12 protein-coding genes are annotated in these 14,666 nt (G+C 59.0%); 6 read left to right on the top strand and 6 right to left on the bottom strand.

All coding sequences use genetic code 11. The features are described 5' to 3' along the window. Positions 1–646 precede the first annotated feature (646 nt). Positions 647–3,370, top strand: a complete 2,724-nt coding sequence (locus FD37_RS05680) for a YfhO family protein (protein ID WP_056964076.1) — start codon at positions 647–649, stop codon at positions 3,368–3,370. 724 nt (positions 3,371–4,094) lie between these two features. On the opposite strand, the gene FD37_RS05670 is transcribed toward FD37_RS05680, so the two are convergent. From FD37_RS05670 to FD37_RS05660, 3 genes are all read right to left on the bottom strand, one after another. Then, positions 4,095–4,466: a hypothetical protein gene (locus tag FD37_RS05670; protein WP_045807453.1), complete on the bottom strand. Its 372-nt coding sequence runs from the start codon at positions 4,464–4,466 to the stop codon at positions 4,095–4,097. A gap of 145 nt (positions 4,467–4,611) precedes the next feature. After that, the gene (locus FD37_RS05665; protein WP_045807454.1) at positions 4,612–4,803 is read right to left on the bottom strand and encodes a hypothetical protein; all 192 of its coding nucleotides are present in this window, start codon (positions 4,801–4,803) and stop codon (positions 4,612–4,614) included. 190 nt (positions 4,804–4,993) lie between these two features. Further along, positions 4,994–6,208, bottom strand: a complete 1,215-nt coding sequence (locus FD37_RS05660) for an NADH:flavin oxidoreductase/NADH oxidase family protein (RefSeq protein WP_225436341.1) — start codon at positions 6,206–6,208, stop codon at positions 4,994–4,996. Between the two features lie 255 nt (positions 6,209–6,463). On the opposite strand from FD37_RS05660, the gene FD37_RS05655 reads away from it, so the two are divergent. Together FD37_RS05655 and FD37_RS05650 are read left to right on the top strand one after the other, a co-directional pair. Further along, a complete protein-coding gene (locus tag FD37_RS05655; protein WP_056964070.1) occupies positions 6,464–7,483 on the top strand; it encodes an NADP-dependent oxidoreductase in 1,020 nt (339 codons plus the stop codon). A gap of 3 nt (positions 7,484–7,486) precedes the next feature. Beyond that, the gene (locus FD37_RS05650) at positions 7,487–7,963 is read left to right on the top strand and encodes a hypothetical protein (RefSeq protein WP_056964068.1); all 477 of its coding nucleotides are present in this window, start codon (positions 7,487–7,489) and stop codon (positions 7,961–7,963) included. Positions 7,964–8,105: 142 nt separating this feature from the next. Here the strand turns inward: FD37_RS05650 and FD37_RS05645 are convergent, their stop codons facing one another. Beyond that, complete coding sequence (locus tag FD37_RS05645; protein WP_056964066.1) at positions 8,106–9,011, bottom strand: LysR family transcriptional regulator; 906 nt, start codon at positions 9,009–9,011, stop codon at positions 8,106–8,108. Positions 9,012–9,127: 116 nt separating this feature from the next. Between FD37_RS05645 and FD37_RS05640 the strand changes: the two genes are divergently transcribed. Beyond that, positions 9,128–9,856, top strand: coding sequence for a DUF554 domain-containing protein (locus FD37_RS05640; RefSeq protein ID WP_045807459.1), 729 nt, complete (start codon positions 9,128–9,130; stop codon positions 9,854–9,856). 207 nt (positions 9,857–10,063) lie between these two features. Here the strand turns inward: FD37_RS05640 and FD37_RS05635 are convergent, their stop codons facing one another. After that, positions 10,064–11,260, bottom strand: coding sequence for a cation:proton antiporter (locus tag FD37_RS05635; RefSeq protein ID WP_045807460.1), 1,197 nt, complete (start codon positions 11,258–11,260; stop codon positions 10,064–10,066). Positions 11,261–11,514: 254 nt separating this feature from the next. On the opposite strand from FD37_RS05635, the gene FD37_RS05630 reads away from it, so the two are divergent. Next, the gene (locus tag FD37_RS05630; RefSeq protein WP_045807461.1) at positions 11,515–11,709 is read left to right on the top strand and encodes a YjzD family protein; all 195 of its coding nucleotides are present in this window, start codon (positions 11,515–11,517) and stop codon (positions 11,707–11,709) included. Positions 11,710–11,815: 106 nt separating this feature from the next. Here FD37_RS05630 and FD37_RS05625 read toward each other — a convergent pair whose 3' ends face one another. Beyond that, positions 11,816–13,420 carry a cation:proton antiporter gene (locus FD37_RS05625; RefSeq protein WP_056964064.1) on the bottom strand — a complete coding sequence of 535 codons (1,605 nt, stop codon included), beginning with the start codon at positions 13,418–13,420 and terminating at the stop codon, positions 11,816–11,818. A gap of 285 nt (positions 13,421–13,705) precedes the next feature. Between FD37_RS05625 and FD37_RS05620 the strand changes: the two genes are divergently transcribed. Beyond that, a complete protein-coding gene (locus tag FD37_RS05620) occupies positions 13,706–14,620 on the top strand; it encodes an AEC family transporter (RefSeq protein ID WP_056964062.1) in 915 nt (304 codons plus the stop codon). The last annotated feature ends 46 nt before the right edge of the window (positions 14,621–14,666 follow it).

Raw genomic sequence — 14,666 nt, 5'->3', positions numbered from 1 at the left:
GCCGTGAGGAAGGTCAGAATGGGGCTCAGTGGCTTCGTTTCTATTGTCCGGGTGGTTTCCTCGGGCTACAGAAAAGCCGAGCTTTGAGATCATCGCGTTTTGGGCGAGGGGCTCAAAGTCGTGCTGGCCACGTTCCAGCCCAATTCTGGCCGACCGGTCGGTGCTAGGGCCCACTGTTGCAGAATCCCGGCTCCCCAAACTGCCGTGAGGAGCCGTTAACGACCTCAGTCGATCAGCTACTTAAAAGTATAGTCTACTTGGTGAAGGATAACGCCACCTTAAGTTAACTTTGTTACCAAAGACATCATTTTTTTTAAAGATTAATGCCTCTATCACGGTGCCCTCACGAAAATACGGTACTATAAAACGGAACACTTTGCTGGGTTCGCGATTCAGCGGGCTAATCAGCCGTCGGGGGAAATTAGGGGCCATCAGCGTCATCGCACCTGATTAACGGCTAAGTGCCTTAACGAACTTTGTAACCACTGCATTGGTCGTGATAATTTCATGTTATCCTATTAATGTGGAGAATTATCCTGATTGGGCGCCCGGTGACCGGTCTGTCACGAACGACCGCCGCGGCCGCCCCACAATTTTATCGGTAACTGACTGAAAAAAACAAGCTGTTACGTTCGGAGGGGTTGTCATGAAACAGCATCAAGCCACCCTAACCAAGCTCCGCGTGAGCCGGTGGGTGTACGGGGGAGCCTTTTTAATTCCGCTCATCATCATGTGCCTGGCCTTTTGGCACCTAAAACTCACGCCGTTTGGTCACCGCAATTTACTCTTTAGTGACATGGGCGCGCAGTACGTCCCGATTCTCGAGTACCTGCGCACCACCATTCTACACGGTCAATTCCATCTGTTTTCCCTTTCGCTAGGAACCGGTAGCGGCATCGTGCCGCTGCTGACCTACTACGTCTTGAGTCCGTTCAACCTCCTGATCTTCCTGTTCCCCGCCACACACATCACGACGGCGCTGAGCTGGATCATCATCCTCAAGGTCAGCACGATTGGCCTGACCATGGCGATCTTCCTGCGCCACGCCTTTCTGCGCACCGGCTGGTCGCTGCTGCTCTTCTCGACGGCCTTTAGCCTCTGCGGCTTCGTGGCCATGTACTTCTACGACATGATGTGGCTGGACGCTCTGATCTGGTTGCCGCTGGTGGCCCTGGGGCTGCACCGCATCATCAACCAGCACCACTTTGGCCTCTACACGGTCAGCCTGACGTTCACCATCCTGTCGAACTACTATATGGGGTACATGACCTGCCTGTTCTCCGTGCTGTACTTCATCTATCTCACGGTGGAACACCAGCCGACGCCCACGCCCTTTCGCACGGTGATCCGGATCCACTGGCCGGCCATCCGGCAGTTCATCATCGGCTCGCTGCTGGCCGGCGGGATGACCATGGTCGTCCTGATTCCGACCGCCAAGGGCATGCTGCTGACCGGCAAGAGCAACGTCTTTTACCAAAACTACCTGCCGACGCCGCTCTTCGGGCCGGAAGTCCTGGCCCAGTTCGGTCCCGGCGGCACCACCTACGCGAGCCACCTGTACCACACGCCGACCATCTTCATGGGCACGCTGCTGTTCCTGTTGCTCATCGTCTACTTCGTGTCGCCCCGGATTCTGGCGGTCGAGAAGAAACGGTCGATGTGGCTGCTGATCGCCATGGGCCTGAGCCTCTGGGTCACCCTGCTCAACACTGCCTGGCACATGTTCCAGCAACCGGCCGGGTTTCCCTTCCGCAACGCCTACTTCTTCACCTTTCTGGCGATCACCACGGCCTACCGGGCCTGGCAGACGCACCCCGCGCAGACCATGAACGATCCGCAGAAGTTCTTAGCGCTGGTCTGGGGCGCCGGTCTGCTGACGGTCGGTTTCCTGTCGGCCCACGTCTTTCCCAAGCTCTACTTCAAGGCCGACCCCTCGTTAAATAACACGCTGTACCTGCACAGCCAACCCGACTTTCACCTGCTGTGGATCGCGCTGGGACTCCTGCTACTCAACACCATGCTGCTCTTCATCAGCGAATGGCGCCCGATTCGGATCGGGGCCATGGGGCTGCTGCTCGCGGCCGAACTGGGCGGCAACTACCTGGTGGCCAACCGCAACATCGAATTTGGCTCCCAGACCGCCTTTACCACCTACTACCAGCGCGACCGGGCCCTGCTAGACCAGGTCGCGGCCTCCAAATCTAAGGAGAACCTGCACCGGGTCGAGTTCCTGCACGCGCAGATCAGTCGAGCCTACGTCGGGGCCTACAACCACTATAACGACCCCCTGCTGTACAACTATCCCGGGGTCAGTTCCTACTCGTCCACGCTGGTCGAGCAGGCCCGGGTCTTCCAGCACGACCTCGGCTACTTCAGTCCGAACGTCCGGCGGATCAGTCCTCAGGGCTACACGCACCTGACGGACACCCTGCTCGGTGTTAAATATCGGTTGAACGCCTACAAGCAACAACAGATCACGCCGCTGAGCGCGTACGCGGGACTGGGCTTCGCCGTGCCGGCCAAGCTGGCCAACGTTCAGCTCGACGACCAGCAGGCCCTGACCAACCAGGTCAAGATCCTCGACGCGTTGGGCGCCAAGCCGAACACCCTGGCCGACGCCAAAATTCTCAACGTCCACACCCAGCGGGCCACGGCCGCCGACCAGCGCCACATCCCAGCCGGCGCCAAGCACGCCAGCACGGATAAGCATCCACGGTACCTGCAGACGGTCACGTTGCGGGTCGGGGCGACCGGCCTGCTGCACGCCTACTCGCCGCGCAACAACATCATCTACTCCAGCTTAGAGGTCAACGGCAAGAAGGCCCGGCCCCTGACCAACGCCGACGGGTACCGCTACGTCATCGACCTGGGGCAGCACAGCCGGGGCACGGTCCTGAAGGTCAGCTACGTCACCGACCGGCCGAACGACGGGTACCATAACCAATTCATGACGCTGGACCAGGCGCTGTACAAGGCCTTGGCCAAGCGGCTGCGCCAACAGACGCTCAGCTTCAAGTCCGACAGCGGCGTGTCCTGGCTCTCTGGGACCGTCCGCGGCACCGCTCAGCGGGACTTGCTGTACGTCTCGATCCCCGATACACCGGGCTGGTCGGCAACGGTCAACGGGCGGCCCGTCAAGATCAAGTCGGTCATGCACGCCCAGTCGCTGATTCCGGTGGTCAAGAACTATAAAGGCATGATTGGGGTTCCCCTGCAGCGGGGGAACAACCACGTCGTGCTGAAGTACCGGACGCCGGGGCTTCGGCTCGGTGCCGTCATCAGCCTGGCCTGCTTCGCGGTCTTCCTGCTGCTCTGGTTCTCCGGCGAATGGATGCGCCCCTTATCCTCGAAGCACGCAGCGAAAAAATAAACCACTTATTCAAAAATCCCACTCGTTGTTGAGTGGGATTTTTTGCGTTCTCCGTTAATAGGGCGATTAGGCTGGTTGGTCGATATTGGTGACCTGGTGGTCACTGGCGCACCGTTCTGTCGGCTTCATTCCCCCGAGGTGGGCACGATTCTGAAACCTCGCCAAGACCCGGCGAGTTTCCAGAACTCGGCCTGATTGTAAGCCAGCAAAGAACGCCGGCTAACAATCATTTCACCACGGGGGAAAACGCCGACGCCACGTTGCGGGGTGGCGGATGGCCTGACCAGCGGCGAACTTTGGGCGTCACTGACGATTTAGTAACGATAACCCACGGGGGTTCCGGCGAATTCGGTGACGTCGATGATGCCCAGGTCGCTTCCGGAATCAAAGACGGTGTTGTCATTTTTTTATCGCAACCGACGCTTACTGACGAATTGACGACCATCCCAGCCGGGAAGGAGACCAGAATAGGGCTCAGTGGCCTCGTTTCTGTTGTCCGGGTGGGGTTCCCGGGCTACAGAAAGGCCGAGCTTTGAGATCGGCGCGGGCTGTGCGGGGAGCTCAAAGTCGTGCCGGCCACGTTCCAGCCCTATTCTGGCCGACTGGTAGGCGCTGACCACAACCACCCTGAAATGACCGGGCCATCCGCCGTTAAGCGCTCACAAAAAAGGCCCACCCTCACCGGCTGATGCCGATGAAGGATGCGCCTTCGATCATAGACTTTTTAATGGTAATCCCGTTCGTTGACCCGGTTGGGTAAACGCCCGTGCAGCCAGAGAATCAAGAGAATGCTCCCCGCTACCAGGCCGCCAAACGTGGCCAACCCCAGCTGGGACACCGCGTGCCGACCGAACGTCGTCAGCAGTGTCACCAACGTAATCAATAGTAGCGTATTGGCGTACAAGCCGAACCGCGTCGGCGTCATGTACGTCAACGCAATCAACCAGTTGGCCGTGCCAAACGCCAACACGGAGAAGGTTCGCCAGAAGACGACGCTCAACCCCGTAGTCGGGCCCGGCACCATGCCGATCAGAACCAACGCCAGAATCCCAGCAATCAGTCCCAACGTGGGAACCGCGTAGTAAAGTTTAGACATCGAAGCCACCTCCCCTTTTAGTAGTTTAACCATACCTAATTCAGGACGGTACCTCGTGCACTTTAGCCCAGTTAACTTAAAAGTTGACTAAACAAAAAAGCGCCAGAAATTAAATTCTAACGCTTTCGCTGACTTTCGTCCACCCTTATTCGGCGTGCGGATGGCCACCGGGCGTCAGGAACAGCCCAATCAGCAGCCACAGGATGCCAATCATCACACCCAGGGGGTCGTTTAAAAACCAGCCCCACCACCGCAAAACGGCGTCCGCAATGAGAAATCCGAGGCCGACCCAGAACGGCCAGCTCCGATAAAAGTGGCGATTGAACCCGATTTGCATGGCCCATCTCCCCTATTCTGATTCAAAATCCATCCCCGAAAATCGTGCAATTTTGCTGGCTTCATTTTACCACTTTTGTGAAGGATTCTGGTCCTTAATAGCTAATAGGCCCGATTTGTCGGTCGAAAAATCAGTTTTAATTGTTAAAGGTTCCTCCAACTCACCGTTCTACCTTTGTTCGGTAACCGTCCTAGGCGCGCCGGGGCGTCAAGAATGACGGTCCCTGGGTCCGCAACGCGTAGCCTAACGGGATCCACGCGTTGCGCGTCACCCGCACGGCCTTGCCCTGGGCCAGCCGAGCCATCTGCATCTCGTAGTAGCTGAGTCCGATGTACGACCCGACGCGCCGGTCCAACGCCCGGATGCCCGTACTGAGCCGGGTCAAATCGATGGCGTCAAATTGGCCAATCGCCGCTCGGTGGGGCAGGTCCGGGATCAGCGCGCTCGCTCGGGCCAGCCCGACCAGGTCCGTCTCCCCGTTCGCCACAGCCCGCGTCATCCCATCCAGACTCCGAAAGCCACCGGTCAGCAGGATGGGCGTCGTTAGGCCGCGTTTGGCCTTGGCCGCATAGTCGATGAAGAACGCCCCACCGCGGTTACTCCCCTGGACCATGGTATTCTCGTAATTACCACCGGAGACCTCGATCAGGTCCACGCCCAGGTCGGCCATGCGATGAATCACCTGCAGGGAGTCCGCTTCGCTGAACCCGCCATCCCGAAAGTCCGCCGAATTGATCTTCAACCCAATGGGAAAAGCCGGTCCCACCTTAGCCCGAATAGCGTGATAGACCTCTTCAATCACCCGCATCCGGTTGGCCAACGCGCCACCGTACTGGTCGGTGCGGACGTTGGCCAGCGGGGATAAGAATTGACTCAACAGGTACCCGTGGGCGGCGTGAATCTCGACGCCGCCAAAACCAGCGGCCTGCACCACCGCGGCCGCCGTTGCAAACCGCTGCACGATGGCGTGAATCTCCGCAACGGTCAGCGCCCGGGGCGGGTTGAACGCAAACGCGTTGTCTCCCGTCAACGGCACAGCGCTGGGGGCAACCGGCTGGGCACTCAGGTGCTTGGGCGACTGGCGGCCCGGATGGTTCAGCTGGACCCAGGTCTGGGCCCCGTTACGGCTCCCCGCCGCGGCCCAGTTACGTAAGCGGGGAAGGTCGCGGTCGTCTTCGATCACGACGTTGCCCTTCTCACCCAAGGCCGTGGCGTCCACCATCACGTTCCCCGTGATCAGCAGGCCGCTCCCACCGGCGGCCCACCGCTGATAGAGGTGGTTAAGCGCCTCAGTGGGGCGGAATTGTGCGTCCCCCATGACCTCGCTCATAGCTGGTTTCACGAAGCGGTTCTTCAGGACCGTTCCGTTGGGGAGTTCCAGTGGCTGAAATAATAGGTTCGTCATCATGCTTCCCTCTTTCTTAGATGTTTAAACATATGAACATATCCGGTTGACCGCTTGTTGGCGGTGGTCAGATCCCCCGTCGAACCAGTAAATTAGCAACGATCTTTCTAAAAGTATTACGTTCATATTCTTAAACCATTAAACAATAGCCGCCACCATTTGTCAATCATTATTGGTTGACAATCTTAAACCAATAGACTAAACTCCTTGCTATGGTTCAAATGTTTAAACAAATATAATTAAAGGAGTCTTTCCATGCCAACTACCATGCAAGCCGCCGTCATCGACGCCTATCGCCAACCGTTTCCCACCATCAAACAGGTCCCCCGTCCCCAAGTTCGGCCCCACGACGTGCTGGTGCGAATCGTGGCCGCCAGCATCAACCCCATCGACCTCAAGACCAAGGACGGCGGCCTCAAGCTACTACTGCCCTATGACTTGCCGGTGATCCTGGGCAGCGACTTTGCCGGGACCGTGACGGCCGTGGGCAGCGCCGTCACGGATTACGCGGTGGGCGACGCCGTGTTCGGTCGGGTGACTAAGGACCGCATCGGGACCTTTGCAGAATACATCGCCGTTGACCACAACGCCATCGCCCGGATGCCCCGCAATCTGAGTTTCGAGGCGGCGGCCGCCCTACCGCTGGTCGGTCTCACCAGTTACCAGGCCCTCCACGACATCATGCACCTCCAGCCGGGGCAAAAGGTCCTCATTCAGGGAGGCTCCGGCGGGATCGGTACCATCGCCATTCAGCTGGCCAAGCACTTCGGCGCCTACGTGGCCACCACGACCTCGGAGGACCACTTCGACCTGGTCCAATCGTTGGGGGCCGACCAAAGCATCGACTACCACACCACCAACTTCGCCGACGTCCTGGCGGATTACGACGCGGTCTTCGACACCCGGGGCGGGCAGACCCTGGCCGACGCCTTTCGCATCGTCAAGCCCGGCGGCCAGGTGGTCAGCATCGCCGGCCTGCCCAACGCACGCTTCGGCAAGGCCTACGGGGTCGCTTGGTGGAAACGCCTGGCGTTCGGTCTCGCGACCCGGCAACTGACCCGCCTGGAAAAGCAGTCCCACGCCACCTACACGTTTTTGTTCATGCAACCCAACGGGGCCCAACTGACCCAGCTCGCCCAATTCGTCGAGGCGGGCATCATCACCCCCGTCATCGACCGGGTGGTGCCGTTTGACCAGCTCAACCAGGCATTGGCCTATTCTCAAGCCGGACAGGCCGTGGGCAAAATCATTCTGAAGATCGGACAGGAGGCTTAAGGGATGACTTGGTTATTCAGTATCGGCTTGATTCTCTTCTTAGCCCTCTTGTTGGTCCGCCGACTGGTCAACCGGCGGCGAACCAACGGGAGTATCGCGCTCGAACTGCTCCTCACCGCCGCGCTGAGTACTGACGTGGCGCTGCTGCTCTGGCGGGGGCTGCAGCCCACCACTGTGGGATTCACGCTTCTGCTGTGGGCCGTGATGTTCGTGAGCGGCGTCCTCGGTATTCGGACCATGGGTCACCGGCTGGTCCAGTTACGCCAATTGGTCGCCGACCCCCACGACCTTCACCGGTTCACCCAAGCGCTGGCCTACCACGCGGCCACCCTGTGGCAACTCGCCTTGGTCATCGGGCTGGCGACCAGTGCCGTCAGCCGGCACCTCCCCGCCCCCGCCGTTCTATGGGGGCTGAGCCTGGTGATCACGGTCGCCATCCTGCTGGAAAATGCCGTGCGGTTGGCGAACCTGCCATCTTAAATTAGCGGACGGTCATCACGGCCGCACCACCCGGTCAGTTCCGTCTCCCCCACCAGCTGTCGGGTGACCCAATCCCTATCCTTTGACTAAAATAACCCGTCCAGCGGTCATCAATTTCCGCTGGACGGGTTATTTGGGCTGGTTATGAAGTCTCATGCGTATCCGTTGCTGGTTGGAGGGCCTGCTCGGCGAAGCGCCAGAACAGGTCGACCACGGCCGCCGGGTTGTCCGCCTGCTTGAGAAAAGCCAACCGGCTGGTCACCCGGGGCCGCAGGGGCACCGCGCGAATGTTGGGATAGGCGGTCCCATCAAAGGCCCGGTTCATCACCACGGAGACGCCGGCCCCCTGGTTGAGCAGCGCCAAGAACAGTTCCGGCCGCCGCCCGTCGTAGGTCAGTTGGGGCTGGGTGGCGAGTTCCTGGAAGACGGCGTACAGGGGATGGCGCGGGCTAAGGGTGTCCCGTTGCACCAACAGCGGCTCCCCCTGCAGCATCGCCGGGGTCACGAAGGACCGTTGCGCCAGCGGGTGATCCTTGGGGACCAAGACCACGGCCTGGTCCTGGTCGCTCACCAGCGTCTGGTAGGCCGGGGGCGTTGCCGCGACTAACCGGGTGAACACGATGTCCACGTTCTTCTGGTCCAACGCGTGGGCCAGGTGGTCGAGACTGGCCTCGCGAAAGGTCACCTGGATCTCCGGGTAGCGCCGGGTGAAGGCGGTCAGGATGCGAAAGGCCCGGTACTGGGGCAACGACGACAATCCCTGAATCACCAGCGGTCGTTCCCGCTGCCAGAAACGGTGCTCGATGGCCTGGTTCAGCTCGGTCTCCTGCTGCAGCAGGCGTTTGACCTTCGGCAGGATCAGGCGGCCGGCCCGGGTCAGGTGAATCTGCCGGTGCGCCCGCACGACCAACTTGACCTGCCAGTCCCGCTCCAACGCCAAGATATCCTTGGAGATGGTCGACTGGGACAAAAAGAGGCGCTCGGCACTCCGACTATAATTTAAGGTTTCTGCTAAATCCACGAATACTGCTAATCTTCTGGTCTCCACCGTTTTCCCTCTCACTATTCTTAATGAGCATAGTTTAACACAAAATCGGAATTGTTCCCGCCACGCCCCCCGGCTAGACTAAACGGTGTTCGTTCATTTAGAAAGGAGGAGCTTTTATGCCCGTTGGAATCATCACCAACACCTGCGCCATCCTACTGGGAGGCATCGTCGGGGCGATTGGGGGCCAGCACATGTCGGCGGCCTTCAAGGAAAACCTCAACCTGGTCTTCAGCCTGTGCTCCATCGCCATGGGAATCTACGCCATCGCGCCCCTCAAGAATCTGGCGGCCGTGATTTTTGCCGTCATCATCGGCACCATCCTCGGCCTGGCGATTCACCTGGGTACCCTGATCACCCGGGGGGCCGAGGCCATGCAACGCTTCATCTCCCGCTTCTTTCAGCCGACGTCTTCGCTCGACAAACCCGTCTTCGACGCGACCATGGTCACCGTCATCGTCCTGTTCTGCGCCAGTGGGACCGGCATCTACGGGACCCTGATCGAAGGCATCAGCGGCGACCCCAGCATCCTGATTTCTAAGTCGATCCTCGACTTCTTCTGTGCCATTATCTTCGGCGCCAACCTGGGGGCCGTGGTCTCCCTAATCGCCGCGCCCTTCTTCATCATCCTGATGCTCATCTTTTCGGTGGCCCACCTGGTGGTGCCCCTCACGACGCCGGACATGATCCTCGACTTCAAGGCCGCCGGCGGGGTCCTGATGCTGGCCAGCGGCTTTCGCATCGCGCGCATCAAGATGTTCCCCACGCCCGATATGATCCCCATTATGGTGGTGGTCATGCCCATCTCCTGGGCGTGGACCACGTTGATTGTGCCGCTTTTACATTAACAGGCAACGCGTGGGCCAAAAGTCTTGCGGTTAGCTGGTGAGCATTCACGTCGTCAGACGGCCGATCCTGAACTTGGATTGTTTGGCTGACGGGGTTAAGCGGAACCAGCTACCTTTTGGCGCACGTTTCGCCACCAACTATTCGGAGACAGTAAAGAGCCTGAGACTTTTGTCCCAGGCTCTGCGCTTAATTTCACCTTCAGCCGGCTAGTTTTCCCCCACCGGCCGCACCTTGGAGCGGTCGCGTTGCCCCTTGGTGACCCGGTTCATGGTCAGCCGGAGCAGGAACGGCGCAATCAGCGTCGCCAGCACGATGGCCGTCACGATAGACGAGTACCGGGCCGCTCCCATGAGTTTCGCGGCGAACCCGATCTGCGCGATGATCAGCGCCATTTCCCCCCGGGAGACCATCCCGGCCCCGACGGCCAGGGAGCTGTCCCACGAGAAGCCGGCCAGCTTGGCCCCGCCACCGGCGCCAATCAGCTTGCTGAGGACCGCCACCACCGTCAGGATGACGATGAAGCCCAGTTGCTTGCCGATGCCGCTGAAGTCCATGTTCAGCCCGATGCTGACGAAAAAGACCGGGATGAAGACCGCGTAGCCCACGGGCTCGATGTGGCGGTCGACCTCGGACAGCGCGTCGGTCTGGGAGATGGCGATGCCGGCGAAGAAGGCCCCGACCACGTCACTCAGCCCGACCACCTCAGCCACGTAGGCCATGCCGAAGCACAGGATGATGGCCATCAGCGTCGGCCCCATCGGGATCAATAGCCGATTGCCGATCTTCACTAGGTACGGTGCCAGCCAGCGGACCACGAAGTAGATGGCCGCAAAGTAGATGACCTGCAGCAGCGTGGTGATCAGCAGGTTGCCGGAGGCGTGTCCCCCGACCGCGGTCCCCGTGGTGGAGACCAGTACGCTCAGGATCACCACGGCCAGCACGTCGTCGACCACCGCGGCGCCCAGAATCGTGGTTCCCTCACGGCTGCTCAGGGCGTTCATTTCCTTTAAGACCTCGACCGAGATCGACACGGAGGTCGCCGCGAAGATGACGCTGATAAACAGGCTTTCGGTCTGGGGCAGGTGGTAACTCACGGCGACCAGGTAGGACCCGGCCACCGGTACGATGACCCCCAGGATTGCCACCAGCACGCTGGGCTTCAGGTAGCGTTTCAATAATTGCAGATCACTTTCCAGCCCGGCGATGAACATCAGGATGATGACCCCAATCTGAGCGAAGCTCTCCAGGCTGCTGGTCAGCTTGAGCCAACCCAGCAAGGCCGGTCCCATGACCACGCCCACCAGCAGTTGGCCGATGACCGCGGGTACCCCGATGCGGGTACTGAAATGGCCCACAATCGTGGTGGCCAGTAAGATTAACGTTAAGTCTCGTAATAATTCCATAAGTTGCCCCCTTCGGCGCGCAAAAAAAGCGCCCACTTCTCCCGTGGTCCCCCCAACCCAAGGAAGACCCCATTCTTGAAAAGCAGTCGCTTCAACCCGTTCCATTCAATTTGTTTTACATTATACAGAATTTCAGGTGTCAAGGCAACCGCTGGCCCTTGTTAGGAAATTTGGCGGTGCAACAAAACGACCCTACCCGCGAGCGGGCAATCGTGTTAAACTAATAACGATTAACGAATTGTGAGGTGACGCGGATGAAGTGGCTAGAATCAAATCTAGTAGTTATTTTTTGGGCAATCGTCTTCGGCGAAGTGATTGGCTACATCGGTCGGTCGCTGGAACAAATGACCTACCAACCAATGCAAATCGGTCTGACCATGGCGATTGTCGCCTTTATCGCGGTCAATGGGATTTACCTGTTATCGCGGAGTGAAACGAAGCAACAGTAAGCACGACACAACTCTTGAACCATCTTAGGTAACCTAAGCGAAACGGCCGTCTCCCGCGGGGACGGCCGTTTTTGTATCGCGTTGCTTTTCTAAGGCCGCTCGGGCCCTAGCTGCGGCCACCGTAATCGAGAACCATCAGTTCGGCCATGGCGACCTCCCGGTAGAGAACGTTGAAGAGCGCCTCCGAAATCTGATGCGTGTCATAATACTGGTGGACCAGATAATCCCGTTCGGTCTGAAAGGCCCACTGATACGTCGACAACAGCTGGTTCATCTCCGCTGACGTGTATTCCGCGTGACGCACCATCCGTTGCCATTCGGAGACGAACTGCCGCACGGTCGTCTGGCCCTTCTGCGAATCCAGGTCGAAGATCATCGCGTTTTTGAACTCGGTCGACAGGTCCATGGTATTGATCTTTTCAATGGCCGCCTGAACCATCTGGTCGCGAACGTGCTGGACCTTCGTGGCGAACTGTGCATCGGTCGCGACTGGCGGTAGCATGAAGCGAAACAGGATTGTCGGCACCACCATGCTCAAGATGATCAAGACACTCTCCGACATCAGGATCAGGTTGAAGTCCGCCGTCTTCACCTGCGTGCTAGCCACGGTAAAGGCCAACGCAAAGGTCACGGCCCCGTGAATGCCGCCTAGCGCGAAGATCCAGGACAGATAGTTGTCCCGCCGCAACATCAACCGGCTGTACAGGTACCGCACCAGTAGGTTGGCCAGGTACAAGATGACCCCCACGCCAATCCAGATCAGCGTCCCGTTATAGGTCACGCCGGGGTCCATCAGCGTCCGCACCAGCACGATGCCCAGCACGATAAAGACCACGCTGTTCAGGATGTCACTGACTAGGTCCAGGAGCTGAAAGCTATCGTAGGCCAGCTTGGGGTTGGCCAGCGCACTGCGCTCCCCCTCGGCGTTGTGGACCAGACCGGCAAAGACCACCGCGATGATACCGGAGACCTTCAGTTCTTCCGCGCCAAAGTAGATCAGAAACGGCGTCAACAGGTAAATCACCTTGAGAGGCGTCCCGTTATTATAGGTGTTGTTCAAAAAGTTGAGCCGCGACCGCAGCAGGGTTTGGCGGTAGTAAATCAGTCCCGCACTGACCAGTGCCCCGAAGACGATGCCGCCACCCGCCGAGTACAAAAAGTCGCCCAACGTCTGGCCGTAGTTGATGTAGCCGTTGACGTACCACAACACCGCCATGTTCAGTAAAATGATGCCGGACGCATCGTTGAACAACGACTCCATTTTAAGCGAGGTCTCCACCTGGCGTGGTACCCGCAAACCCATGGTGACCGACTCGGTCGCCGTGGCGTCGGTCGGGGTGCTAATCGCGGCCAAAATAAAGGCGAGGGGCAACCCCAAAGCCGCGAGCCAGGCCGTCCCAAAACCGGCAGCGATGGTACACAGGATCACCATCCCCACCGTCAAACTCACAATCTGCCGTAAGTTGCGCCCCACGGCATTCATGCGGGTGCTCTGACCCTCGAAGAAGAGTAGTGGCGCCACAATCAAGCCGATGAAAACGTCTGAATCAAAGGCCGCCACCAACCCATTCAGGACTGGAATCACAGCTAACAGGGCCCCGAAGAACAGACTCACGTAGTTAACGGAGATTCGGGAAACCAGCTGACGATTCACCAGGATACTCAGGGCGGCCACGAGGACCAAGGTCGTGGTCGATATCATTAAATTCATATTACGGACTCCTTCAGGACTGACCGATCCACCACCCGCTGCCCAATCCTTCCATTGGTAAGATGATGAAGGCCCATCATGATTTGATAACTTTATCATACCGTGAAGCGGGTGCCTTGGCCATTCTGCCGACTCACTGATTACCTAACGGTCCCTGGTCGTACTTTCCGGTGCCAACAACTACCGGTGACGGCCTAAAATCGCTATACTAGGGAAGGGTTAAGTGAGCCGCGATTCGCGGCCTTTTTTGACCCGACCTGATTCTTTTAGGAAAGAGACGATCCCATGCAAATCGGTCAATTGACCACCCAAATCATCTTAATGTTTGGCCTCATGCTTATCGGGGTCCTCATCAACAAGTGTCACTTCATGCACGCGCAAACGGCCAACGACCTGACTAACATCCTGCTGTACGTGGTCTCGCCCTGCCTGATCATCAACGCCTTCGAGCAGCCCTTCTCCGGCTCCCGGATGCACCAATTTCTCCTGGCCGCCTTGGCCACGTTCGCCTGGTACCTGCTGGTCACCCTGTTGGCCTGGCTGATCTTCGGCCACCTCAAGGACCCCAACCTGCGGCGCATCACCCAGTACGGCAGCATCTATTCCAACGCCGGGTTCATGGGGATTCCCCTGATCAGCGCCCTCTTCGGTAGCACCGGGGTCTTCTACGCCGTCGTCGCCCTGGCCGGGTTCAACCTCTTCAGCTGGACGTTGGGGGTCCGCCTCTTTCACGCCCCGGCCCAGCACCAATTCCGCCAGGTCCTGTTGAACCCCAACATTCTCGCCATCGTGGTCGGCCTGCTTCTTTTCCTGACCAGCTGGCACCTGCCCACCACGCTGAACCGCATCGTGCAGGCCGTGGGGTCCGTCAACACGCCGCTCTCGATGGTCGTCATCGGGAACAGCCTGGCGCAGATCACGGTGAGCCGGCAGATGTTAAACCCCTGGTTGGGTCTGACCCTGGTTCTGCGGAACCTGCTCTTTCCGCTGCTGGGGGCGGGGCTCCTGACGGTCCTGGGGGTCAGCGGCGTGGCCTACACCACCACGCTGATCATGATTGCCTGCCCGGTCGCCGGCATCGTGGTCCTGTTCACCCTGCAGATCCACGCGGACGCCGCCCCGGCCATTGCCGTGATGAGCCTCTCGACCATCCTCAGCCTGGTCACGATTCCGCTAGTCGTCGCATTGGGCAGTCACTAGGCCACATTAACGAACAAACGACCTATTCTGGCAACCAAACACGGGA

Source organism: Levilactobacillus spicheri DSM 15429 (assembly GCF_001435095.1).
Lineage (GTDB): Bacteria > Bacillota > Bacilli > Lactobacillales > Lactobacillaceae > Levilactobacillus > Levilactobacillus spicheri.
This window is presented reverse-complemented; position numbering and strand designations above follow the sequence as displayed.